The organism is Candidatus Zymogenus saltonus (assembly GCA_016929395.1).
GTDB classification, from domain to species: Bacteria; Desulfobacterota; Zymogenia; order Zymogenales; family Zymogenaceae; genus Zymogenus; species Zymogenus saltonus.
In genome coordinates this window covers 21,506-45,623 of sequence record JAFGIX010000006.1, presented here as the reverse complement: position 1 = coordinate 45,623, position 24,118 = coordinate 21,506, and the positions used below count along the sequence as shown (strand labels likewise).

Annotated in this window: 22 protein-coding genes; 4 read left to right on the top strand and 18 right to left on the bottom strand. The window is 53.5% G+C overall.

Annotated features, from left to right (window positions below):
* Positions 1–285: 285 nt before the first annotated feature.
* Complete coding sequence (locus JW984_01305; GenBank protein MBN1571811.1) at positions 286–1,014, top strand: hypothetical protein; 729 nt, start codon at positions 286–288, stop codon at positions 1,012–1,014.
* A 212-nt stretch (positions 1,015–1,226) separates the two neighbouring features.
* Here JW984_01305 and JW984_01300 read toward each other — a convergent pair whose 3' ends face one another.
* From JW984_01300 to JW984_01290, 3 genes are all read right to left on the bottom strand, one after another.
* Positions 1,227–1,436, bottom strand: coding sequence for a dodecin domain-containing protein (locus JW984_01300; protein ID MBN1571810.1), 210 nt, complete (start codon positions 1,434–1,436; stop codon positions 1,227–1,229).
* A gap of 203 nt (positions 1,437–1,639) precedes the next feature.
* A complete protein-coding gene (locus JW984_01295; GenBank protein MBN1571809.1) occupies positions 1,640–2,002 on the bottom strand; it encodes a metallopeptidase family protein in 363 nt (120 codons plus the stop codon).
* Positions 1,999–2,760 (bottom strand): ChbG/HpnK family deacetylase, encoded by a 762-nt coding sequence (locus tag JW984_01290; protein MBN1571808.1) that lies wholly within the window; start codon positions 2,758–2,760, stop codon positions 1,999–2,001. The genes JW984_01295 and JW984_01290 overlap by 4 nt, the downstream gene beginning before the upstream one ends.
* Positions 2,761–3,280: 520 nt before the next feature.
* On the opposite strand from JW984_01290, the gene JW984_01285 reads away from it, so the two are divergent.
* From JW984_01285 to JW984_01275, 3 genes are read left to right on the top strand one after another with little or no spacing between them, the layout of a single operon-like run.
* Entirely contained in the window at positions 3,281–4,123 is an 843-nt protein-coding gene (locus JW984_01285) for a metallophosphoesterase (protein MBN1571807.1), read from the top strand.
* Entirely contained in the window at positions 4,120–4,917 is a 798-nt protein-coding gene (locus tag JW984_01280; GenBank protein ID MBN1571806.1) for a YmdB family metallophosphoesterase, read from the top strand. Before JW984_01285 ends, JW984_01280 begins: the two co-directional genes overlap by 4 nt.
* Before the next feature lie 44 nt (positions 4,918–4,961).
* Positions 4,962–5,555: an isoprenylcysteine carboxylmethyltransferase family protein gene (locus tag JW984_01275; GenBank protein ID MBN1571805.1), complete on the top strand. Its 594-nt coding sequence runs from the start codon at positions 4,962–4,964 to the stop codon at positions 5,553–5,555.
* A 401-nt stretch (positions 5,556–5,956) separates the two neighbouring features.
* Here JW984_01275 and JW984_01270 read toward each other — a convergent pair whose 3' ends face one another.
* The 15 genes from JW984_01270 to JW984_01200 all read right to left on the bottom strand — a co-directional run bounded on the left by JW984_01270 (position 5,957) and on the right by JW984_01200 (position 24,091).
* Positions 5,957–6,718 carry a glycerophosphodiester phosphodiesterase gene (locus JW984_01270; GenBank protein MBN1571804.1) on the bottom strand — a complete coding sequence of 254 codons (762 nt, stop codon included), beginning with the start codon at positions 6,716–6,718 and terminating at the stop codon, positions 5,957–5,959.
* A gap of 230 nt (positions 6,719–6,948) precedes the next feature.
* Complete coding sequence (gene ccsB / locus JW984_01265; GenBank protein ID MBN1571803.1) at positions 6,949–7,767, bottom strand: c-type cytochrome biogenesis protein CcsB; 819 nt, start codon at positions 7,765–7,767, stop codon at positions 6,949–6,951.
* The gene (locus JW984_01260) at positions 7,761–9,158 is read right to left on the bottom strand and encodes a cytochrome c biogenesis protein ResB (protein MBN1571802.1); all 1,398 of its coding nucleotides are present in this window, start codon (positions 9,156–9,158) and stop codon (positions 7,761–7,763) included. Before JW984_01260 ends, ccsB begins: the two co-directional genes overlap by 7 nt.
* Complete coding sequence (locus JW984_01255) at positions 9,145–9,534, bottom strand: cytochrome c3 family protein (protein MBN1571801.1); 390 nt, start codon at positions 9,532–9,534, stop codon at positions 9,145–9,147. The genes JW984_01260 and JW984_01255 overlap by 14 nt, the downstream gene beginning before the upstream one ends.
* Before the next feature lie 468 nt (positions 9,535–10,002).
* A complete protein-coding gene (locus JW984_01250) occupies positions 10,003–10,614 on the bottom strand; it encodes a tetratricopeptide repeat protein (GenBank protein MBN1571800.1) in 612 nt (203 codons plus the stop codon).
* A gap of 161 nt (positions 10,615–10,775) precedes the next feature.
* The gene (locus JW984_01245) at positions 10,776–11,246 is read right to left on the bottom strand and encodes a hypothetical protein (protein ID MBN1571799.1); all 471 of its coding nucleotides are present in this window, start codon (positions 11,244–11,246) and stop codon (positions 10,776–10,778) included.
* 393 nt (positions 11,247–11,639) lie between these two features.
* Positions 11,640–12,128: a 5-(carboxyamino)imidazole ribonucleotide mutase gene (purE, locus tag JW984_01240; protein MBN1571798.1), complete on the bottom strand. Its 489-nt coding sequence runs from the start codon at positions 12,126–12,128 to the stop codon at positions 11,640–11,642.
* Positions 12,121–13,395 (bottom strand): phosphoribosylamine--glycine ligase, encoded by a 1,275-nt coding sequence (purD, locus tag JW984_01235; GenBank protein MBN1571797.1) that lies wholly within the window; start codon positions 13,393–13,395, stop codon positions 12,121–12,123. Before purD ends, purE begins: the two co-directional genes overlap by 8 nt.
* Positions 13,396–13,416: 21 nt before the next feature.
* On the bottom strand, positions 13,417–14,991 hold the full coding sequence (gene purH, locus JW984_01230; protein MBN1571796.1) for a bifunctional phosphoribosylaminoimidazolecarboxamide formyltransferase/IMP cyclohydrolase: 1,575 nt from the start codon (positions 14,989–14,991) through the stop codon (positions 13,417–13,419).
* A gap of 317 nt (positions 14,992–15,308) precedes the next feature.
* Complete coding sequence (locus JW984_01225) at positions 15,309–16,598, bottom strand: DUF3999 family protein (protein MBN1571795.1); 1,290 nt, start codon at positions 16,596–16,598, stop codon at positions 15,309–15,311.
* An 18-nt stretch (positions 16,599–16,616) separates the two neighbouring features.
* Positions 16,617–18,521 carry a DUF2339 domain-containing protein gene (locus JW984_01220; protein ID MBN1571794.1) on the bottom strand — a complete coding sequence of 635 codons (1,905 nt, stop codon included), beginning with the start codon at positions 18,519–18,521 and terminating at the stop codon, positions 16,617–16,619.
* A gap of 137 nt (positions 18,522–18,658) precedes the next feature.
* A complete protein-coding gene (locus tag JW984_01215; GenBank protein MBN1571793.1) occupies positions 18,659–20,335 on the bottom strand; it encodes a DUF4445 domain-containing protein in 1,677 nt (558 codons plus the stop codon).
* On the bottom strand, positions 20,336–21,835 hold the full coding sequence (locus tag JW984_01210; protein MBN1571792.1) for a hypothetical protein: 1,500 nt from the start codon (positions 21,833–21,835) through the stop codon (positions 20,336–20,338).
* A 318-nt stretch (positions 21,836–22,153) separates the two neighbouring features.
* Positions 22,154–22,987, bottom strand: a complete 834-nt coding sequence (locus JW984_01205) for an MCE family protein (protein MBN1571791.1) — start codon at positions 22,985–22,987, stop codon at positions 22,154–22,156.
* A 354-nt stretch (positions 22,988–23,341) separates the two neighbouring features.
* Complete coding sequence (locus tag JW984_01200; protein ID MBN1571790.1) at positions 23,342–24,091, bottom strand: ATP-binding cassette domain-containing protein; 750 nt, start codon at positions 24,089–24,091, stop codon at positions 23,342–23,344.
* Between the last annotated feature and the right edge of the window lie 27 nt (positions 24,092–24,118).

Below are 24,118 nucleotides of genomic sequence, written 5' to 3'. Positions count from 1 at the left end.
GGGGGGGAGACCGTTTTGGTAGGGCCGGCCGATGGCAGTCTGGAATCCGAAAAGGTCGTGTTGAGATTGCCTGATTATCTGATTGACAGATTGCCTTATTAACTGATTGACCGATTGACAGATTGCCGGTTGCCTGTTGTCAGATTGCCGGTTGATTATTGCGTGATTGATATATGGTCTTTTTTCGATCCCTTTGGCCATAAAGGGGCAACAGACATTCCTGAACGGGCCAAAAAAATATAAAAGATTTTCAGATTTTTTGTTTAATACTTTTGGAGAAATAAAATGAAAAGATTAACGTTGCTCCTCCTGATATTCTCCCTCGGGGCCATCCTTATCGTCATCGCCCCCGTCTTCGTATTCGGCTTCAAAGTGATCGGAAACACCGGCCTCTGTCCCAACGACTTTATGGACATCCTCCTGTGGGCGCCCTTCATGGCCGTGATGTTCCTTCTTATCTCAAAGGAGGTGGTCGAATCGGGGGGAAAGGCCGGGGTCCCCTCCCTTGTGGTTCTTGTGCTCTTCGGGATGATCCTCTTCGAGGGACACGGCATTCACTTCGGGGCAAACGCCATCCACAACATCCAAGATGGTGGAGAGGAGGCTGGCAAATTGCTCTCCGACGTCATCTACTTCTACGATGAGTCGCTTGGGCACTGGCTCTATGACATCGGGTTCTTCGGGCTTCTGGGAACCCTCTTTGTTATGGAGCTCAAATCGACGGACGGCGAGAAGATAGTGGGGGGAGAGCTTTCCGTCCTCCTCGTCTCGGCCCTCCTCTTCGGGTTCTACGCGGCCTCCTCCGCCCTGGAGGGCCAGACCGCCTACGAAGTGCTTGTCTACTTCGTTTTGCTGATCGTAATCTCCGGCATCGTCTCCCTCAAGGGCGTCCGAAAGATAATGACGAAGAGGCTGACCCTGTTCCTCTGTAGTGCCGGAGTCGTCATAATTGTTGCGTACACAATATACTACATTATCTTCGGCGGCCTCATCGAGCCCTCGGAGTGGATGTAGCCTCAACGGCCGTTGTCGTCGAAAAGGCTCCTGCAAATGATAGGGGGGGTTTTACCACAAAGGGCAAGACGATAAAAAAAGGGGGCGGATCTTATGACCGCCCCCTAAATTTATGACCACGGAGTGGAGATCGATTAGTCGATTGGGATCGCACTGGGCTATCCGCGGGGGGATGCTGACAGGGGGATTAAGCCTCCCTTAGTGAAGATCTGCTATTCCTCAAGGAGGAAGATAATATCCATATTCACCCGGTACTCCTCGATCTCGCCGTCTTCAACGTGTATCCTGAACTCCTTGACCTTCAGCCCCACGATGTTTCTCAGGGTGGAGGTTGCCCTCTTCAATCCCTTCTTGATGGCGTCGTCGAAACTGACGCTGGAGCCGGAGATAACCTCGGACACTCTGGCAACTCTTTCAGACATGTTATGCCTCCTTTTAATTTAGGTTTTTACTAACCTGCTAAGATATTTCGGTTTGTTCAAAAAAACGGTTTAATTTATTTCTCAAGCCTTGGCGGGAAAATTGGGCTTAAGCCGATCACATCCAACCATAAAGAGTTTGACCCCAATCTTAAACAAAAGAGCCTCGGCGGTGATACCGCAAGAATATTTAGGCCCCCTTCCCGTTACATGTAAGGTTCAAGCTCCTCCTCGGACATCCCGAAGTAATGCCCGATCTCGTGGAGGAGTGTTATGCGGATCTGCTCTATCAGCTCATTCTCCGTATCCGCCAAGGACTCGATATTCTTCTGGAAGAGGACGATCTCGGAGGGCATCACGGGGCCGGAGTAGAAGGAGCTGACGGCCCCGAACGGCACGCCCCGAAAGATGCCCAGGAGCATATGCTTGTCGTCAATCCCCACGGACGCTAAGTCTGCCCTGCTCGGATAGGATTCCACCGAGATTACGAGGTTGTTCATCTTCTCCTTGAACTCGTCCGGCAGCTCTTCGAGCGCCCTGTATATATAGTAGTCGAATCTCCTCTTCATCTTACCGTACCGTTTATGGTCAGCTCCTCGAATTGCCCCCGGTATCGCACGTATCTATAGTAATCACCCCACGAGAGGAGCTTTATTAGGTCGAGGTAATAGATTGTTGAGATCGGCCCGCCCTTGCCTCCGGGGGAGTCCGTCGGGTGAACCATTATTTCGGTCACCTCATGCTCCAGCTCCGGCGGGAAAAAGTGAAAGTTGCCTACGATATATTCATCCGGGTGGGCGATGCCCCTCCTATCAAGGATTTCCGTCATGTCCGAGAGCCTCCCCTCGATCGGAATATCGGGGTGGGAGAGGAGGGGGGTCGTCTTGGAAAGCCTCATATATTTGAAGCCGTTGATGGCTGATAGCTCGACGAATTCCTTGAAAAACGGGGGGAGGGTGTGAATGTGGAAGTGGGTATTGATAAACGTAGGGGCAAATCCGAGATCGAAAAATTTCCTTATCTGCCGCCGGCATTCCTCGATAAATGCGGCGACGGTGGAACCTTCCGAGACAAGCTTCATCAGGCTCTCTTCCCTCGCCCCCCGCCACACGGCATCATCAATCCCGAGGAGCCCGCTCACATCGACGTGGAGTCCCACGGTAAACGCCGGGTTCTTCTCTGCGATCATAACAGCGTTCTCCACAAAGTCCCCGTCCACCATAAGCGACGCGAAAGAGAGGGCGCCGGCCTTAACGCCTATCTCGACGCCCCTGTTTATCTCTTTTGAGAGGCCAAAGTCGTCGGCCACGATCATTAATCTTTTCATTCGAAGAATTTTATCGACACGGACATTTTCTGTCAAGGCCTATAAGGCATTTATACACTATTTTTCGTCTCGGAGAGCAAAAAAACGGCCCCGTTTTTTATTCGGATCGCTTTTCGTAAATTTCTTGACAAATCGCCCTAAACAGATTAGGTTAGGCATGACTAATTGAGAAATCCCTCGATTAGTTGATGAGTAGAGACCCCGTCGGATATAAGCATATAGGGGACATAGTGAATGGGGTATATAGGATATATTTGATGGCCAATCGAAGCATTGAATGTCATTCCATTAACCATTCCCTATATATATTGTTGTTCCCGTCAAAACGGGAATCCAGGCGTCTCCCCGCGAAAGCGGGGAACCAGAATAATATTCACTGGATTCCCAATCAAGTTGGGAATGACAGCATAGATTCCCGGCCAAGTTGGGAATGACAGCATGGATTCCAAATCGAGTTGGGAATGACGTAATACGATGTGTGAGCCGAAATTATTTTTTAACTATCAAGAGCGGAGTGTTAATGAGTGACAGAGAAATAGTTATCGTGGGTGATGTCCACGGGGAGTTCGAGGCGTTGTCGAAGCTGGTCGGTCCAGAAGACACCCTTTTCATTGCCGGGGACGTCCTGATATTCATGGACTTTACGGATTTTTCCAAAGGCATTCTCTCAAAGGCCTTCACGATCGACGAGTTGATCGAAGGGCTGAAGGAGATGTCCGAGGGAAGGCTCGACAGGGTAAAGACGGCCTTTATGGAGATAACCACGCCCGGGGAGGAGCGCTACGAAAAAATCCTCCCCTTGATAGAGGAGGAGTATGAAAGATTCTCAAGGTCTCTTGTCTGTGAGACGTATATCCTCTACGGGAACGACGATTACCCCGACATATTGAAGGAAAAGGTCTCCGGCAGGGCGGAGATAATCGAGAGCGGAGTCGTCAAGGCCCCGGGGATCAATGTGGCCCTCGTCTCCGGGATGCCCGGCGGCGATCACGTGCCGAAGTTTCCGGGCATCGTTTCCGCCGAGGTTTACGGCAGAAGGCTTCTGGAGCTTGCCCCAGCGGATATAATCATCACCCACGTGCCGCCCCACGAGGAGGTGGAGAGAACGGACGGAAAGCCGGACGAGACCAAGCTGACCTACGACACCATCGCCAAGAGGAACGAGCCCTCCAGCGACGCCATCACCAAATATATAAACAGGCACAACCCGGTCTACTCGTTTTTCGGCCACGTGCACAACCCGAGCGTGATAAGCGCGGAGATCGCAAGGACCCAGGCGGTCAATCTCGGCTTCTTCAGGTTGAAGAAGGAAGTCACGAGGCTCAACATCGAGACGATGAATATCAGGAAAGTGGGAATATGAAGCTCCTCTTTTTCGGCGTAGTCGTCGGCTCCCCGGGAAGGGAGGCGGTGGCGCACTACATAGAGAGGCTTGAGAGGGCGGGGGATAGGCCCGATCTCGTTATCGCCAACGGTAACTACGCCGCAGGCGGGGCCGGACTTACCGGGGAGAAGGCGGACGAGCTCTTCAAGGCGGGGGTGGACGTCATAACCACCGGCGAGAACGTCTGGGATCAGAAGGACCTCCAGTCGGCGATCTCAAATAGGCCCGAAATATTGAGGCCGGAGAACCTCCCTGAGGGGAGCCCCGGAAGCGGCGTATTGATCAAGGAGGTGGGCGAAAAGAAGCGCAGGGTGGGAATAGTCAATATCGTCGGCTATTCGTTCATGGGCAGAGTCCTCCCGGAAAATCCCTTCCCGAAGATACGAGGGTTGATAAAAGAGGTAAACAAGGAGACGGATATTATTATCGTCGACTTCTTCGCCAAGACCACGGCGGAAAAGGTCGCCATGACTATACACCTCGACGGGATGATCTCCCTCCTTTGCGGCTCCGGGACCCTCGTCCAGACCGCCGATGAAAGCGTCAGCAGGCTGGGTACGGCGGCTGTAACGGACGTCGGCATGGCGGGGGCCGCAAACTCCGTTCTCGGCTTCGAAAAAGAGAGGGAGATAAAGAAGTTCAGGACGGCAATAAAGGCCTTCTCGACCTCGGCCAAGGGGAAGCCCCTCGTAAACGCCGTCTTGGTCGAGATTGACGATGCGAGCGGCCGGGCGGTGTCGATCGTCAGAATAAACGAGGTTCTCGATATATAGAGACATACAATACAGGGTTTCGGATTTATTTGGTGGGGGAACGAATGGACTCTTTTGACTACTTCCAGTTGATTAATCTATCAATATTCTATCTCATATTTATCGGCAGAATAGTTCAATTGATTCTCTCTGGAATAAATCCCATCGTTTTGGGGACGGAAAGGGGCAGGGTCAGGGCGTATCTTGAAAAGTCTATCTTCTTTGGGCTTGCCCTCTGGACGTTCGAGGCGGTGTCCATATGCCTGGGGCTTGAATTCCACCTCTTCAGTGACTTGCGCCTTTTCTCCATAATGCCTTTAAGGATTTCAGGAGTAATCTTGGAAGCCGCCGCAATGATCATATTTGTCTTTGCAGTCTTCTCTTTCGGCCGCTCCTGGAGGGTGGGGATCGACACGAAGACGGCAGGTAAGCTTGTGACGGGGGGTGTCTTCTCTGTTACGAGAAATCCGATATTCCTCTTTCTAAACCTGTTTTTTTTAGGCACGTTTCTGATATATCCCACGATCTTCTTCGCCGTTTCGGCCTTTGTCGTTGTATTGGGCAATCACTTGCAGGTCATCCAGGAGGAGAGGTTTTTGGAAAAACAATACGGCAAAGAATACCTCGAATACAAGAGAGATGTGAGGAGGTACCTGTAGGCGGGGAGCCGGGATAGTCTGTAATTATCTGCTTGAGATGGTCTGGCCGGCGGATCCATTTGTGAACGGGCGGTTTATAAAGCAATAGAGACACAGGTACATATCTTCAGGGGGAAAGGGAGACGAGGGGAGGGGGGAAGGGAGGGAGAGGGTGGTATTCGAGTCTTCCGATATACAATGCATCTATTTTATACAAAAACCTAAAAACGTCACCCCGACTCCGTTTCAAATCAAAACTGGAATCAGGACATATTGGTTGAAGTTTGCCGTGTGTCGAACCTTTGGCGGCGAAGGCCCATTGAGCCACCCGAAAAAAAATTCGGGATTCCCCCCCTTAAATTTAACGTCGAAGTCAACGTAAAGATTCGGACCGACCGAGGGCGGATCGCTTGCTTAAGATGTTACCTCCCGTCCTTGATAACTTTACACAGCTTTGCCGGGAAGTTCGATATAATCCCCGAAACTTCGAGATCGATCATCCTCTTCATGTCTTCCTCGTCGTCCACCGTCCAGACGTTGATGAAAAACCCCGCATCCTTGATGGCCTTGACGGTGTCCGCCGTCATCTGGGCGTGCTCCGGGTGAACGCCGTCGGCCAACGCGCTCTTTGCCGGAGTGATGTGGTCGATCAGCCCCGCGTTGTAGAGGATCGCGGTTAATATCTCGGGTTTCATCTCCTTGAGGTTTTTTAGAAGCAGGTGATCGAAGGAGGAGATTATGACCCGGTCTATCATGTCGTAGCTTTCGAGGGTGGAGACCAGCTTTTCGCAGATCCCGTCGTATTTAACGGGTCCGCTCTTTATCTCGATATTGAGACAATCGACGCCGTCTTTTGTGAGCTCGATAAACTCCGCTATGGTCAATATCGTCTCCGGGCCCATCCCGGGCCCCATCCACGAGCCGAAGTCGAGCTTTTTCAACTCATCGAGGGTGAAGTTTACCACCCACCCCTTTCCGTTGCTGACGTTGTCCACCTTCTGGTCGTGGACGACGACAAGCGCCCCGTCCTTGGTCATGTTGATGTCGGTCTCTATGAAGTCGATGTCATATTCCATGGCGGAGAGAAAGGCCCCCTTAGTGTTCTGGGGCTTTACGAGGGGATCCCCCCTGTGGGCGATGGCCAGGGGCGGCTTCTTTAACAATTCTTTAACGTTTTTGGACATACGGCATTCCCCTTATCGAGAGTTCTATATGGTTTTTAAAAATTGTTCGCTAAGTGTATTGATGTGAAAAGCTGCCGGCCCCCGCTCTTAAATACCATTTTGAGCCTTGGTATGTCAACTCTAATCTTAGAATTATCGGGATGATTTGTATGGTGGTCAATATGAACAAAGACCGTTCTGAACGGGATACGCCGATTGTTACAAGACGATTTTTTCAAATAGATTTCCCTCTAAAGGTATGAGTGGAGGCCCGAAAGGATATAGTTCACTCCCAGAAAGGTGAATATCACCGTGAAAAATCCGACTATCGAGAGGACGGCGCTCCTTGTCCCTCGCCACCTCCCCATGAGCCTCAGGTGGAGGAAGATGGCGTAGACTATCCACGTTATCAATGACCACGTCTCCTTCGGGTCCCACGACCAGTACGAGCCCCAGGCGTAGTGGGCCCATGCGGAGCCTGTGATTATTCCGAGCGTCAGAAGGGGCATCCCCGCCATTATCCCCCGATAGACGAGGTCGTCGAGGGCCTCCGGCGGCGGAAGGACTCCCTCCTTCCCCTCTTTCTTGACAAGGTACAGGACGGCCGCGACAAACGAGAAGGCGAAGGCAGCGTAGGCCATAAAGCAGGTCAGGACGTGGATGGTAAGCCAGTTGCTCTGGAGGGCCGGAACGAGGGGACTTATGGCCCGCTCCACATCCGGGGAGAGGGAGGCGTAGCCCAGGGCCAGAAGGGGGAGGGGAATCATGAATACGCCTAAGAATTTCCTCTTTGTTGCAAGGCGAAAGACGAGGTAGACCACGGCCAGCAGAAAAGAGAAAAATATGAGGGACTCGTAGAGGTTGCTCAGAGGCACGTGGCCCCAGCCGATCCTGTACGACTCGGCCCAGCGGAGTATCAGCGCCGCCCCGTGGGCGCTGCACCCGACCGAAACGGCGATGTCCCCGGCAGTGTTGAGGAAATTCCTCTTGAACAGGAGATGTAGGATAAAAAGAAGAAATGCGAGGCCGTAGACGAAGGTCACGACGCTTAGAATATGGGAGCTCAGCATAGATTTTCCTCGATCGTTTTTACCAACTTGTCAAACCTCCCCGGGAAGTCCCCCTTTATCCTCCCAGGCGAGCCGCAGACCTCAATGGACAGGGCTTTTTCGCCTTTACCTGTTCTCTCGTCTATTACGACCTTGAATCTCCCCGACATGGAGAGGAGGGGAAAGGTAAAGCCGATCGATAGGAGGATAAAGCCCGTCCATACAAGGGGAAGTCCGGGCTCGTAGCTCGCCGATATGCCGGAATAGGGGATAAGCTTGTAGCTCTTAAGGACGAAGAGGAGGCCGTCCTTTCCCCTGCCCGCTGGGCCGGCAAGCTCCGGGGGGTCGGTGTTCGCCCAGAGTGCGGTCATTTTTTCCCCCTTGACGACGATGATGTGGGCCGCGGGGCCTCGGTTTTCGTAGTTGTCGAAAAACTCCGCAAGGATAACGGCGATTCCGAGATCTTCGATAGGAACGGGCACCATGTACGGGGCCTTCCCCTCGAAGAGTCGCTTCCCGTCCTTGTCGTAGATGGAGATCACGGCCTCTTCAAGAGAGTTTCCGAAGTCCGACTGGTAGAACCTGATGCCGTCGAATTTGGCGGGGTGGTTTACGGTCAGTGCGGCGTCGACTTCGCTTCCACCCCTCTTGAATCTTATATCGCTTCGGTATTCCTTCGGCGTTCCGTCACTGTAGCTTTCTATCGTGAACTTCTCAAGGGCGACGTCAAAGTCGAGCTTGTAGATATGTCCCGACCTCACGAAAAGCTCGTTGGACGAGCTTCCCTCGGAAATGATCATCTCGCCGGAAAAGCCGAAGAGGGAAGAGACGAGCCCGCCTAATATAATAACGATTATGCTTATGTGGACTACGAGCGCGCCCAGAGAAAGGATCGGGTGCGGCTCCGAGAAGAGCTCAATTTTTTTACCGGCTCTTTTTTTGACCACGCGGTGAAAGGGCCGGAGGGCGTGGCGGCCCAGCGCCTTTTTTACCCTCAGGACGCATTCTTCGCTCGGGACCCCGGACTCGATTTTCTCGGAGTGGGAGTAACTCCTCCTCCTTATATCCCTTGACAGGGCGTCCCTGATCCTCGCCGGAGCGAACTTGAGCGTGCAGAGCGTGAGGTTCGTGATGAAGAGGGCCAGAAGGGCGTTGAAGTAGACGCTGTGGTAGATATCGGTGATGGAAAAGAGCTTCAGGATCGAGTATAAGCGATCGCCGTACAGATCGATGTAGGCCGTCTCCGGGAGGTTCTGCCCCACAAGCGTGCCGATCCCCGCCACTATCGCTATGGTCGTCAGGATTACGACCGTAAACCTTATGGAAGAGAGATATTCGATCACCTCCACGACTACGGATTTTTCGGAGGGCCTTTTTATCGTTTTTTCGTTTTTACCGTTATTTTGGGACATGGCATGAATCGCAGGTGAGATTTAGCTTTTCGTTTCCGGCGACGATCTCCTTCTTGTGGCATCCGATGCAGAGCATGTGGAAGGCCTGATGGTGGTTCAGCACATCCTCCTCTTCCTTGACCTTGTGGCACTCGGAGCACTTGCCGGGGGTGACGAGCCTGTTCGACGTGTGGTGGCAGGTCAGGCAGTCGGCGCCAACCTCGCCGGTCTTGCCGTGGTTCTTGTGGGTGAAGGTCACAGCCTCCTCGGTCACGGCGTAGTCCTTTAATGTTATGACCTCCGGCCCCTCGTCCACCGCCTTTTGGGCGCGGGAGACGACTATGCCAAGAAGGGATGCCGTCAGGACTATGGCCGAAATAAGGAGGATGCTTCTCAAATTTCTTCCGGTATTAACGGTTCCATTTGATTGGCAATTCCGGTCGGTCTTTTCTATGTTTTTGCCTTTTTTTTGGGTCATAGTCTATACTGTCATTCCCAACTCGATTGGGAGTTATTATACTGTCATTTCCAACCCGGATGGGAATCCAGAAAGATATTTTGCCCCCACATACGTGGGGACAGGCTGGGTTCCCGTTTTTCGAGGTGTAAGAAATCACCCCAACCCCTGCTGGCAAGCCGGATTGCCTGTGCCACCCAACGCCGGGTGTCTATACTGTCATTCCCAACTTGATTGGGAATCCAGAAAGATATTCACTGGATTCCCGCTTTCGCGGGAATGACATTTAATGCTTCCACTATATATTAAGTGCCTGCAATGCAACGAGATTGCTTCGTCGCTTCGCCTTTCAAAAGACAGGCCTTTTATATTAGGTATTCCTCGCAATGACGGCCGATTAGGACTCAGCTACTTCTTCAGCTCCTCGCAGGCATTATCGATCCCGCCGGCGCAGGCTTTCTTGAAGTCGGTCCTGGCCCTCTCGATATTTCCCATCGCCTTGAAGGCCATTCCCCTGGCGTAGTAGGCCGGAATGAGATCCGGGTAGATGTTTAAAGCCCCGGTGAAGTCATCCGCCGCCTCCTTGTATCTCCCCAGGGAGCCGTATGCGCTTCCCCTCGCGTAGTAGGCCTTGGCGTATCTCGGGGCGATTTTTACAGCTACTGTGTAGTCCGCGATCGCCTCGTCGAATCTTTTCAGGTCGCTGTATGCGTTTCCCCTGTTGTAGTAGGCGTTGGCGAAGTTCGGCGAGATGGTTATCGCCCTTGTGTAGTCGGCCACAGCCTCCTCGTGTCTCTTTAGATCGCTTAACGCAAACCCCCTGGCGTTGTAGGCCCAGGCGTAGTTCGGATCGATCTCTATCGCCTTGTTGAAGGCGTCGATCGCCTTTTCTATCTGGCCCCCTTTCCCGTACTCGAGACCCTTCTCGACCCAGTCTTCCGCGCTCTGGGCGACCGCCGGGAGGGGCGCCAGGAGGAGGGCGCTTATAAGAAGTGTTACTATTAATCTTATGTTTTTCATTATAACCCGATTGCTTCATCCGCCTATGACAAGAAGACAAGGGGCTTAAGCCCCTTGTCTCTGAAGAGGCCTTTGTCCGCCACTCTCGCAATGACGATGTTTTTTTATTTATTGCTTAATAGCACTCTTCTTGTCAGCGCCACCGGCCGCGGTTTGGAAATCTACTTTATCGACTGCAGCCTTTCTTTTAAAGGATAATAGATCATTCCCCAGGGGGACTGGATATCGTTGTAGAATTCATCAGGAAGACTGAAATATTTCTGTGTGGCAATCCATCTGATCTCATACCCATATTTGACTACCTTTCTTTCGTTGTATATTTTTACCGTGTATCGCCACTCATCACCACGACCAGCATTCTTCCACTCGGTGACTATATAGCCCGCCTCCTTGTCCATCGTGTTGATCGCCGCTTTTTCCGTCAGGACGTCAAGGACCGTCTTCCATATGCTCTCAAATTCGCTCTTATTCGTCGGGATCTCCGTCCAGTGGGGCCATTCCGAGACCGTCATTGTCGTACGGTATGTTTTCGGGGCGGGAGGTGGGGGTGTTGCGCATCCGAAGATAAGGAGCAGGATTATTGCCGACATTAACAATGGTATCGGTAGACAGCAGGACTTCATTGGCTTCATGAGTTCCTCCGCAAAATAAAGTAATAAATGGGAAATCTTGGAAATTATATGCTCGGACGATTCAATTGTAAATATATTTTTCAATCGACAGGGCGCATATGTTTCTTATCTCTTTTGATTATAAGCCAATCCCGGCTCGACCGGGAACTAATACCGTCATTCCCAACTTGATTGGGATTTATTATTCTGTCATTCCCAACGCGATTGGGAATCCAGAAAGATATTTTGCCCCCACATACGTGGGGACAGGCTGGGTTCCCGCTTCCCAAGGGAATGACACATTATTCTGGATTCCCGCTTTCTAAGGGAATGACATTTAAAGCTTCTATTGGCTGTTAAGTATTTACATAGTAACCCGACCACCAACCACCGGCCCCCAACAACATAGTGAAATCAGCCGAGCTCCTTATCCGCCTTTATCACCTTCTCCCTCATCTCGTTGCGGTATTCTTCCAGCTTCTTTGCGATTTTATCGTCCGACACGGCCAGTATCTCCGCGGCGAGGAGCGCGGCGTTTTTCGCCCCGGCGGCGCCGATCCCCACCGTGGCCACGGGGACGCCCGGGGGCATCTGCACCGTGGAGAGGAGGGCGTCGATCCCCGCAAGGCTCGACGAGGCGATGGGGACCCCGATCACGGGAATGGTGGTCATCGAGGCGACCACTCCCGCCAGATGGGCGGCGTAGCCGGCCCCGGCGATGATGACGGCGACGCCATCTTTCCTTGCCCCTTTGGCTATCTCGCCGACGACCTCCGGCGTCCTGTGGGCGGAGGCTATCCGCATCTTGTTAGGAATTCCGAGGGAGTCAAGGATCTTAACGGCCTCCTCCATGACATCCCTGTCGGATTTGCTCCCCATGACGATCAAGACACTATTAGACATATTTCAATCCCTTCGCCCCAATATCCGTTCTGTAGTGGGCCTCGTAGAAGTCGATCTTGTGGACCGCCTCGTAGACGCGGTCGATGGCGTCTTTGAGGTCCGCCCCCATCGCCGTGACCCCCAGGACCCTCCCGCCGCTCGTGTTGAGATGTTTTCCGATGTAGGAGGTTCCCGCGTGGAAGACCACGACGTCCTTCATCTCGTTTGCCATGTCGATGCCGAATATCTCCTTTCCGATCTTGTATTTTTCAGGGTAGCCGCCGGAGGCCATCACGACACAGACAGAGGGCCGGTCGTCCCACTCGAGGGTCATCCCCTTCAGGTTCCCGTTTATCGTGGCGAGGAGTACTGGGGAGAGGTCGCTCTTCAGCCTTTGGAGGAGGGGCTGGGCCTCGGGGTCGCCGAAGCGGGCGTTGAACTCCAGCACCTTCGGCTCACCTTCCTTTATCATAAGCCCGGCGTAGAGGACGCCAGTATAAGGCGCTCCCTCCGCCTTCATACCGTTGACGGTGGGGATCATCACCTCGTTCATTATCTTGTCGAAGATCTCGTCGGTCACCACCGGCGCAGGGGAGTAGGCTCCCATCCCCCCGGTGTTGGGGCCCTCGTCGTTGTTGTAGATCGGCTTGTGATCCTGGGAGGATGCCATCGGGATTACCGTCTCGCCGTCCGTGAAGGCCAGAAACGACGCCTCCTCGCCGGTGAGGAACTCCTCTATGACAACCCTGTCTCCGGCGTCGCCGAATTCCTTCTTTATCATGATTCGGTCTATAGCGTCGTTCGCCTCCTTTATAACCCTCGAGATGATCACGCCCTTTCCGGCCGCCAGGCCGTCGGCTTTTACCACGACGGGGGCGCCTATCCTGTTGATGAACTCCTTCGCCTCATCCGGATCTGTGAACTCCTTGAAGTCCGCCGTGGGAATGTTGTATTTCTTCATCAGATTTTTGGAAAACGATTTTGATCCCTCGATTTGGGCAGCCGCCTTATCGGGTCCGAATATCTTGAGCCCCTTTTCATTGAAGAGATCGACTATCCCCTTGGTCAGTGGCGCCTCCGGTCCCACTATCGTGAGGTCGATCCACTGATCGTACGCAAATTCCGAAAGTCCCTCGATGTCATCCGTAGATAAGGGAACGTTCTCGCCGAGCTTTGACGTCCCTCCGTTTCCTGGGGCCGTAAATATCTTGGTGATCGCATTTTCCTGGGCGAGCTTCCACGCAAGGGCGTGTTCCCTTCCTCCGCCTCCCACTATTAAAACTTTCATCGTCCTGTACCTTATTTATCGTTAGTGTCTGAAATGGCGTTTCCCCGTAAATACCATGGCGATGTTGTTTTTGTCCGCCGCCTTTACGGCCTCGTCGTCCTTGATGCTTCCCCCGGGCTGAACGACGGCGGTGATTCCGGCCTCGGCCGCCGCCTCGATGCCGTCCGGCTGCGGGAAGAAGGCGTCGGAGCCCATCACGCACCCCTCCGTGGGGAGCTGGGCCTTCATCCTGGCGATCTTGACCGAATCGACACGGCTCATCTGTCCCGCGCCCACCCCCACGAGCTGTCCCACCTTGTTATCGATTCTCGCAAATACGATGGCGTTGGACTTGACGTGCTTTGTAACCCGCCAGGCGAGTTCCAGGGCGGCCCACTCGTCTTCGGTGGGGGCGCGTTTCGTCGCCACCTTGGCGCCCCTTACTCCCATGTCTATGGTGTCCCAGTCCTGCACCAGGATGCCGCCGTGGACGCGCCTCAAGTTAAAGCTTGCTTCGTCGCCGACCTTTCCCGCCGGAGCTACGATCAGCCTCATGTTCTGTTTAGAGGCCAGGATGTCCCTCGCCTCCTTCGAGAAGCCGGGGGCCACGATGACCTCGAGGAAGGTCTCGACCAGTACTTCGGCCGTCTCCTGATCGACCTCCCTGTTGAACGCAACGATCCCGCCGAAGGCCGAGATCGGGTCAGTCTCCCTCGCCTTCCTGTAGGTCTCGACGAGCTTTTGGCCCCCCACCGCCACGCCGCAGGGATTGGCGTGTTTTATGATGACGGCGGCAGTGTCGTCGAACTCCCGGACCACGTCCATCGCGGCGTCTGTATCCATTATGTTGTTGTAGGAAAGCTCCTTTCCCTGGAGGACCTCGGCCGACGGGATGGTGGCGGGATAGGTCTCATTGTCCCTGTAAAAGGTCGCCTGCTGATGAGGATTCTCGCCGTATCTCAGGGGCTGAACCTTCCTAAACTGAAGCGTCAGGCTCTCCGGGAAGCGCACCCTCTCGTTGTTTTCGTTAAGGGAGGTGAGATAGTTGGAGATGGCCCCGTCGTAGGCCGCCGTCCTGACAAAGACCTTCTTGGCAAGATCGAAGTTGGTCGCCTCGGAGACGGCGCCGTCGTTCTTCTCCATCTCGGCTATAATCCCGTCGTAGTCGGCGGGGTCTTCGATGACCGTTACGTATTTATAGTTCTTGGCGGCGGCCCTGATCATCGTGGGCCCGCCGATGTCGATATTTTCAATGGCGTCGGCGATCTTGACATCGGGATTGGCTACCGTCTTCTCGAACTGGTAGAGGTTCACGACGACCATATCGATTAAGGTCATATCGTGCTCCCTGACCTTTTCCATGTGCTCGTCGTTGTCCCTGATTGCAAGAAGCCCCCCGTGAACCTTGGGATGAAGCGTCTTCAACCTCCCGTCCATCATCTCGGGAAAGCCGGTGTACTTGGATATGTCGGTGACATCGAGTCCACCCTCGGAGAGAAGTTTCCCTGTGCCCCCGGTGGAGATGAACTTCACGCCCATCGAGGCCAGCTTCCTTGCAAATCCCAGCAATCCGCTCTTGTCAGATACGCTTATCAAGGCTGTTTTAATTTTTGCCATTAAAATATCCTCCTACGGTCAATTCACATCTTAATATTAACATGAACAGAATAGAGAGTCTAACTCCTCTTGGAATAATTGACGAAGAGGATGAATCCTCCGTCTTGATATTTATATTTTATATTCCACATCTTTCAATACACTTGCCCGCCGCCCCAATCTTATTTTTATCGGCCTCTTTCCGCTCACGGCCTTATATCCGTGACACTATTCAAATTACGATGTCCTTAAATGCCAATGGCCGTAGGGCCGAGGGGGAAAACCCGAATTTTTATACCAGTTTTAAAATGCAAAATCAAGGGGGAAATCGAACAAAGCTACTCGCCGCCTCCCTCCCTTGAAAGAGTCATCATCATCCTTATGATTATACCCCCCAGCACCACGACCATCAGGACTATCGCCCCCCAGAGTATCCACGGGTGCCTCTCCGAGAAGGGCACATCGTCCGTCGTGGGGATGTAGTCAGGATTCTTGTCGATCTTCCCGAGTCTCCATTGGGAGATGGATTCCGTGTCCACGTAGGAGAAGGTATCCTCGATGTCGTAGTAGGGCGCGCCGGCCGTGCGATTGTGGAGATAGAGGAAATAGGAGACGCCCGGCTCCGCAAGAAGGGTTATCTTTTTAGGCGTCCCCATGACCTCGACCCCCTTTATCTTGAGGGGCGCGTCGTCCCTGTTCTCGATAATTACCTTGAGGTATCTCGCCTGAACTTCCGGGTATACGAGGGTCAGCCTCTCCCTTGAAAACATCGTCGTATTGATACTGTAGATGTGGTCGTCTAAGACTTCATCGTAATTGTTCGGATCGTCGACGTTGCCTGCGAGGATATGGAGGTCGCGCCTGAAGTTTCCGGCTTCGACCTTCAAGGTTATGGTGTCGGAGGGGATGTTCTTGTACTTGAGATCGATTACGGTCTCCGTTGTCATCTCTTCTCTGTTCTGTTCTATCTTTTTTATATCCGATTTCAAAGTTGTCGTCTCCCCCTTCGTTTCTTCCGCGATGGAGATCTCCCCGCCGAGGCCTTCGAGGGGATCCTCACCATCGTCCCATATCGTGACCCTTAGATAACGGTAGTCCGTCGTCGGGTATGATACCTCGGTGCCGGAGGCCCCGTGCTCCGTGGTGAAGTCGAAGATATATGCATTGTCCTTGATCGTCACGAACTCCCGGTTGTCGGGGGAACCCTCGATGGTCACCCTCCTTGTGAAGTCGGTGCTCGTTGTGGTTATCCTAAACCTGTTCGTCTTGAAGTATTCCCCCCCGAGGTCGAGGGTGAACGTACTGCTCTTCTTTGGGACATATGTCCTGTTAATCACCTCGGCAGAAAGCGTCTCGGATGTAAACTTTCTCGTGCTGTTCCAGATGATGTAGGGGATCTCCTTTCCGCCGGCGGAGTAAATCCTTATGTCGGAGAGGTCCCCGTTGGACTCATCGTAGACCGCGGGCGTTATGTTGAAAAAAACGTATCCGGTCTTTTCCCCCTGGATCGGGGCCTTGAGGGCGAATCGGGACGGGGAGACGGCGCTCGAGATGCCCGTGGCAAGTGCCAATATTGCCGCAACCAAAAAAATCAGAAAGTAATGTATAAAACACCTATTTCTTTTCATATTCTTCCCCAATTATGGTTACTCTTCGTCTTCTGTTCCATCGCCCACCACGGCCTCTATGATCTTGTCCTTGTAGCGGGTGTAGAGGAAAGAGACCGAAAGTAGGATCACCCCCAGGCCTATGAAGGAGACGATGCGGTACACCTGCTCCAGTCCCGACAGGTCTATTATAAAGACCTTGAAGATCGTGATGCCGAAGAGCGCAATGGCGAATATCCTCGACGGGGTGTGCTTTCTGATGAAGCCCAGGATAACGAGGATGATCGAGTAAACGGCCCAGATTCCCGAGAGGGAAAGCATCTGGGCGTACTGGAGGGCGGAAAGCCTGTCCGCGTACGCCGGGTTGTGCTCGGCCGGCCACGGCCCCATCGCTACTATCTTGCTCTCGAAGAGGTCGTAGGACTCCACCGAGAGGGTGACAATCAAGAGTACGTTTGCCGCGATAAAGAGGATCGTGCTCATCGTCTTTCTCTCCTTCGGGTCGATTACGCTTGAGTATGACCTGCCTTTGGAGTAATACAGCAGGGCGACGAAGAAAAGGATGATGGAGACAAAGAGCGCCGTGAAGAACCTGTCGTTCAAAAACGGGTAGAAGGAGGGATCTCCGATATCGATCCCCGGAAAGTCGAAGATAAAAAGCCTCCCTATGGTAAAGGTCAAAAGGCCTACCCCCGCAATCCTCATCCCGGTGCTGTTCAGCCTGATCCCGATCCACGTCAGGGCCGCGGCCTCCACCGCCCAGCCGATGGTTACCCAGTTCTTGTCTAACTGTATCGGTATCATCAACACAAGGAAGGTCAGCGCCGCGGAGAGAAACGTCAGGATGAGCCGCCTGTCCCCGTAATTTCGCCAGTGGGTCAAAAGCCCCATGCCGAAGTAGACGGCGCCCATGAATCCCGCAAAGAGTCCCATGAACTCTTTGTAGTGCTCCTTCAGGTTGAAGTAGCTCGTGCCGAAGAAGGTAAAGGCCGTGGCCAAAACCAAGCCGAGGTCGAAGAGGGTGGTCTTCGTTCGGTGGACTATGTTGTAGAAGAAGGCGAGGGATGCAAAGATCAGAAAGAAGATCGTCAGGAAGAGCTGGGTGGACTCCACGTCGGTTTTAGGGTTGTAGCTCTGCCCGGCCCAGATGCCGAAGATTATTACGGTTGCGACAAAGGCGAAGAAGTTGAGATACTTCCAGTTCTTGAAATAGGCCAGCACCAGGATGCCGAGGTCAAGGAGCACAAGATAGGCGAGGGTGGGAAGCTGCTCCAGGTCGCCGTGGTGGAGGATGAGGGGGTTCAGGAAGCCCCCTATGAATCCAAGGGCCGCGATGGCCGAGGCGTCGTACCTGACCGACAACATTATGGAAAAAATCGTTATCAGGACGATCAGGAAAGAAGCGCCGGTCTGGGAGATTATCGAATAGTAACCGGCCGCGGCGAATATCGAGACGTACAGGATGGCGACGCCGCCCCCTACAACCCCCTGGGAGTAGTACTTGTATTTCTTTTTCAAAAACTCCCCCCACCCTATGAGGGCAAGGCCAACGATAATCCCCAGAATGACCCTCCCCGTCTCGCCTATCCAGTCGTTGTCGAAGGCGTACTTGACGAAAAACGCCATGCCGATGACCACGGCCACCACCCCTATGCGGTTGAGCCACTTGCCCCCGATCTTAGCCTCGAGGGAACCCTTCTCGATCTTTTCCGCCCCCTTCCTCTTCGGCGTCTTGATCTCCGGCGGCGGCATTTTCATCTCCGGCCCCCCGGGTGGAGGCGGCGGAGACGGCTCCGGCCGCAACTCCTCTCGTTTGATCTCCGGGGCCGGCCTTCCCTCCAGGGAGTTGACCCTGGCGTCCAGCTTCGTGATCTCGCCCCTGATAGCCTTCAGCTCCTCGAATATGAGGGTGAGCTTGCCCCTTTCTTCCTTATCGTCATTCATGGCGTGTTCCTATAATTTAATCCTGTAATTTAATCATGCAATTTAATCCAATATTTTAGTCCTAAAAAATATCCAATATCTATCTGACAATATCAATTAATCGGAAATATCTGATCAAAAAATTTAATCCTAAAAGTTTAATCGGAAAAGGACAGCCTCTCTATAAATATGTCGTTGAACCGCTTGTCGGAGGAGAGCTCGATGTAGTCGATCGATTCTGCGAGCTTTTCGATTCCCTCCCTGGCGGCGGTATCGACAACCGCCTCGACGGCCCCGGTCAGGGCCGCGTCCCCGACGAACCTGATTCTGTCTCTGATTACCTTCGGCAGAAGCCCCACACCAACGATGCTCTCGGGCTTGAGAAAGTTGCCGAACGCCCCGGCGATGAGGACCGTCTTGATCTCCCCCCAGCCTATCCCCATCTCGGCAAGGAGGATCTCGGCGCCGCTCCTGATGGCCCCCTTTGCGAGCTGCACCTCCCTGATGTCCTTCTGGGTTATCCCGATTGACCTCCCGTTTTTACCAATATCCTCGTGGAGGACGAACTCGGTGACCGAGCCACTCTTTTTTATCCTCTCGGAGAGTCGTTTGGAAGCAATCCCTTTCTGGATGCGGCCGCTCTCGCCCACTACCTTGGCCTTGATCAGCTGATCCACCGCATCAAAAATCCCGGAGCCGCAGATACCGGTCGGGGTTTTATGGGCGCCTCCACCGTTGTCCCCCTTGACCTTAAGCATCACCTTATCCCCCTTTATCACGACCCCCTCGATCGCCCCGAAGTCCGCCCTCATGCCGTCCCTTATCTGGGAGCCCTCGAAGGCTGGGCCCGCCGCCGCGGAGCAGGAAAGGAGCCTGTCTTTGTTTCCCAGGACTATCTCACCGTTGGTTCCGATGTCTATGCCGAGGATGATGTCTTTAGACTCGTGGATTCTCGAAGACCAGACGAAGGCGAGGGTGTCCCCGCCAACGTAGCCGGAGATGACCGGAAAGACGTACGCCTCACCGTCCGGGTCGATATTGAGGCCAAGCACTTTCGCGCTTTTTCTCACCGCCTTGGTAAAGGCGGGGGTGAAGGGGGCGTGGGCGATGGGGATCGGATTTATCCCCAGAAGGAGGTGTTCCATGGTCGGATTTCCGGCAAAGGCCGCCCCCTTTATTTCGATCGGTTCAACGCTCAGGTTTGCCGTTAGTTTGTCGATTAGCCCGTTTACGGCGTCAAGCACCAGTTGCTTCTGATGTTCGAGGGCCTTTTCGTCCTTGGAGACGGCGTTTATCCTCGATATAACGTCCGCCCCGAAGGTCGTCTGGGGGTTGAGCGCCGAGGCGTGGGCGATTATTCCCCCAGTTGCGCCGGTGGCGGCGTCTCTCCCCCCCACGACGGCAGCGGCGATGCTGGTCGTTCCCACGTCCACGGCAAGAAAGAGCCCGCCGGCCCTCTGCTCTTCGCCCAGGCCGGCGACATCCATCCCCTCCCAGGCGCGGCCCGCCCCGGCAAGGCGGGAAGACGGGGGGATCGTGACCTCGATATCCGCCGTGACGATAACCCGGCAGGCGAGGCGAAGGCCCGATTCCAATGATTTGTCCGAGAGAAAGCGCCTCTCGTCGTCGCCGGGGACCATCGCGTATGGAAGGCCCGCGCTCGAGGGAGCGCCTTTTGGGGCGACCTTGACGATGCACTTCCCGCACCTCCCCTCGCCTCCGCAGGGGAGGTTGAGCAGAATCCCGTTTTCCTTAAGGAGATCAATCAGGGGGGTTTCCGAATCCGCCTCTATCGAGGTACCCTCCGGCAGCAGATCGATCCGCACCATTCCCATCTACCTTGCCCTCTTTTTGTGATAGAAGGGAGCGTCGATATATTCCCAGTCGTCCGTTATCTTCTTTATGTAGAGGTGGTGCATGATTTTTATGGTCTCAACGCCCTCGTCGTCGAGTCCCTTGTTGTAGAACTCGAAGAGGGGGAGGTAGTTCCGCTTGAAGCTGTCGTCGTAGAGGGGGAGGGGATAAAGGGCGGTGCTCTCTTCGAGCCCCGATTTGTAGCTCCTGCTGTTGTAAAAGGGGAAGAGGTATATCCAGAGTTCGTCTTCTCCCTCGGTGTAGTCTGTTTTGATGTACTTATTTATGAGCATGAAGCGGTAGGTGTCCATCGTCTTCGTCGGCGATGTGAGGTGTATGTCTTTGAAGACCGGGTACATCAGGTATCTCGATATCTCCGTCGCCTCGCCCTCGGTCCTCGTCTGGTATTTGAAGATCGGGGCGAACTCGGTGACGTCAAGGACATCCGACCTCGCTATCCTGAGGAACGGCCAGGGGAGGTCGTACTTCTTGTAATTGAAGTTTGTGTCGTAGGCGTAGGTGAAGAGGGGCCAGATGATCGTCGTCGTCCGGGAGTGGGGCGTCCACTGGGTGCTGTAGAGGGGGATTATGGAGGTGTCCATCAGGGGATTTTCCGTGTCGAGGTACCTCCCCCGGAATGAGACCAGCGGGAGGAGATAGAAGGTGCTGTACTCCTCCCCCGTTATCTCCTCGTGGCCCCAGATGGGGAAGAACCTAGCTCCCCACCCGCCTTCACCCTCGGTTGTCCTGACGAGGGGCCAGAGGTAGTTGTTCGACGTGAAGCCCTCCTCCACGGTCCTGTAATAGAGGGGCCACATGACAAAGAGCATGTCGTCCCTGCCGAACCTGTCCTTGATGGTTCCGTAGAAGGGGAAGAGGCCGCCGTACAGCTCGTCATCCTCGGAGCGTCCCCAGAAGAGGGGGAAGTAATCATGGGCGATCCTCTCCTTGTCGTCGGCCAGGTCGTGCCTTGCGTCCCTGAGGATTGGGAAGATCCTGAAGTTCTTATCGTCGCCCCGCTGCTTGTATTTCCCGATGGGGTAGATGAAGTCCACGACCGTGGTGTCTTTTTTGTCGTCCCTGTGGTAGTAGAAGAGGGGCCTGAAGCCGAACTCCTTTGTGCCGGCGTCCGTCTTGCGGTAGTAGAAGAGGGGGGTGATTATCGACAGTGTGAGGGAGCCCTCCGCCTTGTCGTCGCTGTAGTAGAAGAGGGGCCAGACGTTGACGTGACCTCCCTCGACCTCGGAATCCGGTTCTGTGTCATTACCCGCCTCTACTTCGGTTTTCTCGACCGGCCCGTCGTTTTGGGCAACCATTATTTCGGTTTTGGAGAGATGGGACGCGGCTTTATCCTGGGGCGTTACTACCGCGCCTTCGCCTTGGGCCGATATTGGAAGAAGCAGGGCAAGGATTAATGCCGCCGCCGGAGAGATTCGCTTGAAAGTTTTTATTGAAAGGGCATTGTTAATCTTTTTTATCATCGTTTAAGTGTAACTCAAATAGTGGATATAGTCAATATTGTGAACATGGTCGATTCGGCCAAAACAGCGTGAACGGGTTTGATATTCAACAGGGCCAACGGGGCAAGCGGGGCGATCTGACATTATCTTCAGCGGGGACGACGGGAGTAGCATTCATATTACAGACGAGGGGTGTGACGATGTCGAAAGGACCCCCGCAAATGACCAAGGATCAGGTAAAAGGGAGATTATGCAAAAAATGCCTGCTGAATGGATAGCCCTAATAAACCACTGCCGGCCCGTGAGAACCTAATAAACGAGACCCGAGTCCTCTCCGAATTAAAAGATAAGCCCGAATATCGTCGCCATTACGGAGATGGGGGTTTGCTCCTGAATCCCCTCCGCCGACTTCCTGAACTCGCGCATGGCGTTTTCCGCCTCTACGTAAAGGGTCTCGTCGTGGGCCAGGCGCCCAAGGGTTCCCTCCCCCTTTTCCATCTTATCGGCGACGTCTTTCAGCGCCTTAGTGGATGTCTTGACATCGTTGTAAATGGTGTCGTCGTTAATGAGCTTTCCGATAGTGCCGTTTCCGCTGTTCAGCTTGGTGGTGATGTTTGACAGATTTTCGGTGGAGGATTTGATGTTTGCGATGATCTCCTTCAGGTCCTTTTTCGTCTCATCGGAGCCGAGGACGTCGCTCAGGTTCCCCGACATGTCCTTGATGTCGTCCGATATCTCCTGGACGTTCCTCATGACGTCGTTTAAATCGACCTCCGGAATTACGTCCGTTATCGTTTCTCCCGATTCGAGCCTTCCGGTGTCGGGATTTCCGGGGTAGATCATGACGAATTTCTCCCCGAGGGCGCCGTAGCTCTTTAGCTCCACCTTGGCGTCCCTGTAGATCTCCACATCGGGATCGATGTCCATCGTTATCTTCGCCTTTTTGCCGTCCGTCGTAAGTCCTATATCGGTTACGCTTCCCACCTCGACCCCCGCAAGCCTCACCGGGCCGTTCATGTCGAGGCCCGCAACGTTTTTAAACTCGGCGTCAAGGGCGTAGCCCTTTCTTACCTTGAACTTGTATTCGCCGACAAAAAGGGTGATGACGGTTAGAATCGCAATTCCCACGATAACAAAAATACCCACTTTGATTTCGGTATATTTGCTGTCCACAGTAAACTGTCCTCCTATTAAATACTATGGAAGTATCCTTACTTTTTTCGATTTTCCCTGTAAAGGGGGTAAAAGTCTCGCTGAAAAACCGGAGCTTATCAGTGCCACCCAGCCGAACTCGATTCATGTTTATACTGTCATTCCCGACTCGATTGGGAATCCTTAAAGATATTTCACCCCCACATACGTGGGGACAGTCTGGATTCCCGTTTTCCAAGGGAATGACATATTGTTCCGACCACCGCTTCCCAAGGGGATTACATATCGTCCCAGCCCCCAGCTCCTCAAGGGAATGAGATGTTGTCCCGCCCCCCCGCCCCCCAAGGGAATAACGAGTTGTCCCAACCCCCTTTGTCAGCGATGCTCCAGATCAAGGTCTTCGAGGCTTCCGTTCACGAATTTGGAGACGAAGGAGTCTTTTGACTTCTTCAGCTCATCGGGAGTTCCCTCGGTGATGATCTTCCCTCCATAAAGGATTGCGATCTTATCGGCCACCCTAAGGGTCATCTCTATATCATGACTTATTATGACATATGTATTTTTATGTTTCTTGTGTGTTTGTATTATCAGTTTAGAAATCGATTCTTCCGTGATCGGGTCGAGTCCGGCAGTCGGCTCGTCGAAGAGGATGATATCTGGATTCGTAACAAGCGCCCTGGCAAGCCCGACCCGGTTCTTCATCCCTCCCGACAGTTGCGACGGGAGTTTTGTCTCCATGCCGGCGAGACCTACCTGGGAGATACGCTTCTTTACCTCCTTTTTTATCTCCTCCATGGAGGTGTTTCCCCTCTCCACCAGGGGGAAGGCAACGTTTTCCCAAACGGTAATCGAATCGAAGAGGCCGCCGCCCTGAAACAACATCCCAAAGTGCTCTCTTACCTTGTCAAGCTCCTTTTCGTTAAGTCCGGTGATCTCCCGGCCGTTGACGTATATTTTTCCGCTGTCAGGTTTTATCAGGCCGATCATATGTTTTAAGAGAACCGACTTCCCGGCGCCGCTCCTTCCGAGTATTACGGTTATTTTACCCTCGGGGATTGTCAGGTTTATGTTAATGAGCACCTTTTCTTCCCCGAAGGATTTGTTTAGGCTCTCGATCCTAATCATATTTTTTTTCTTGCCTCATATCCGATA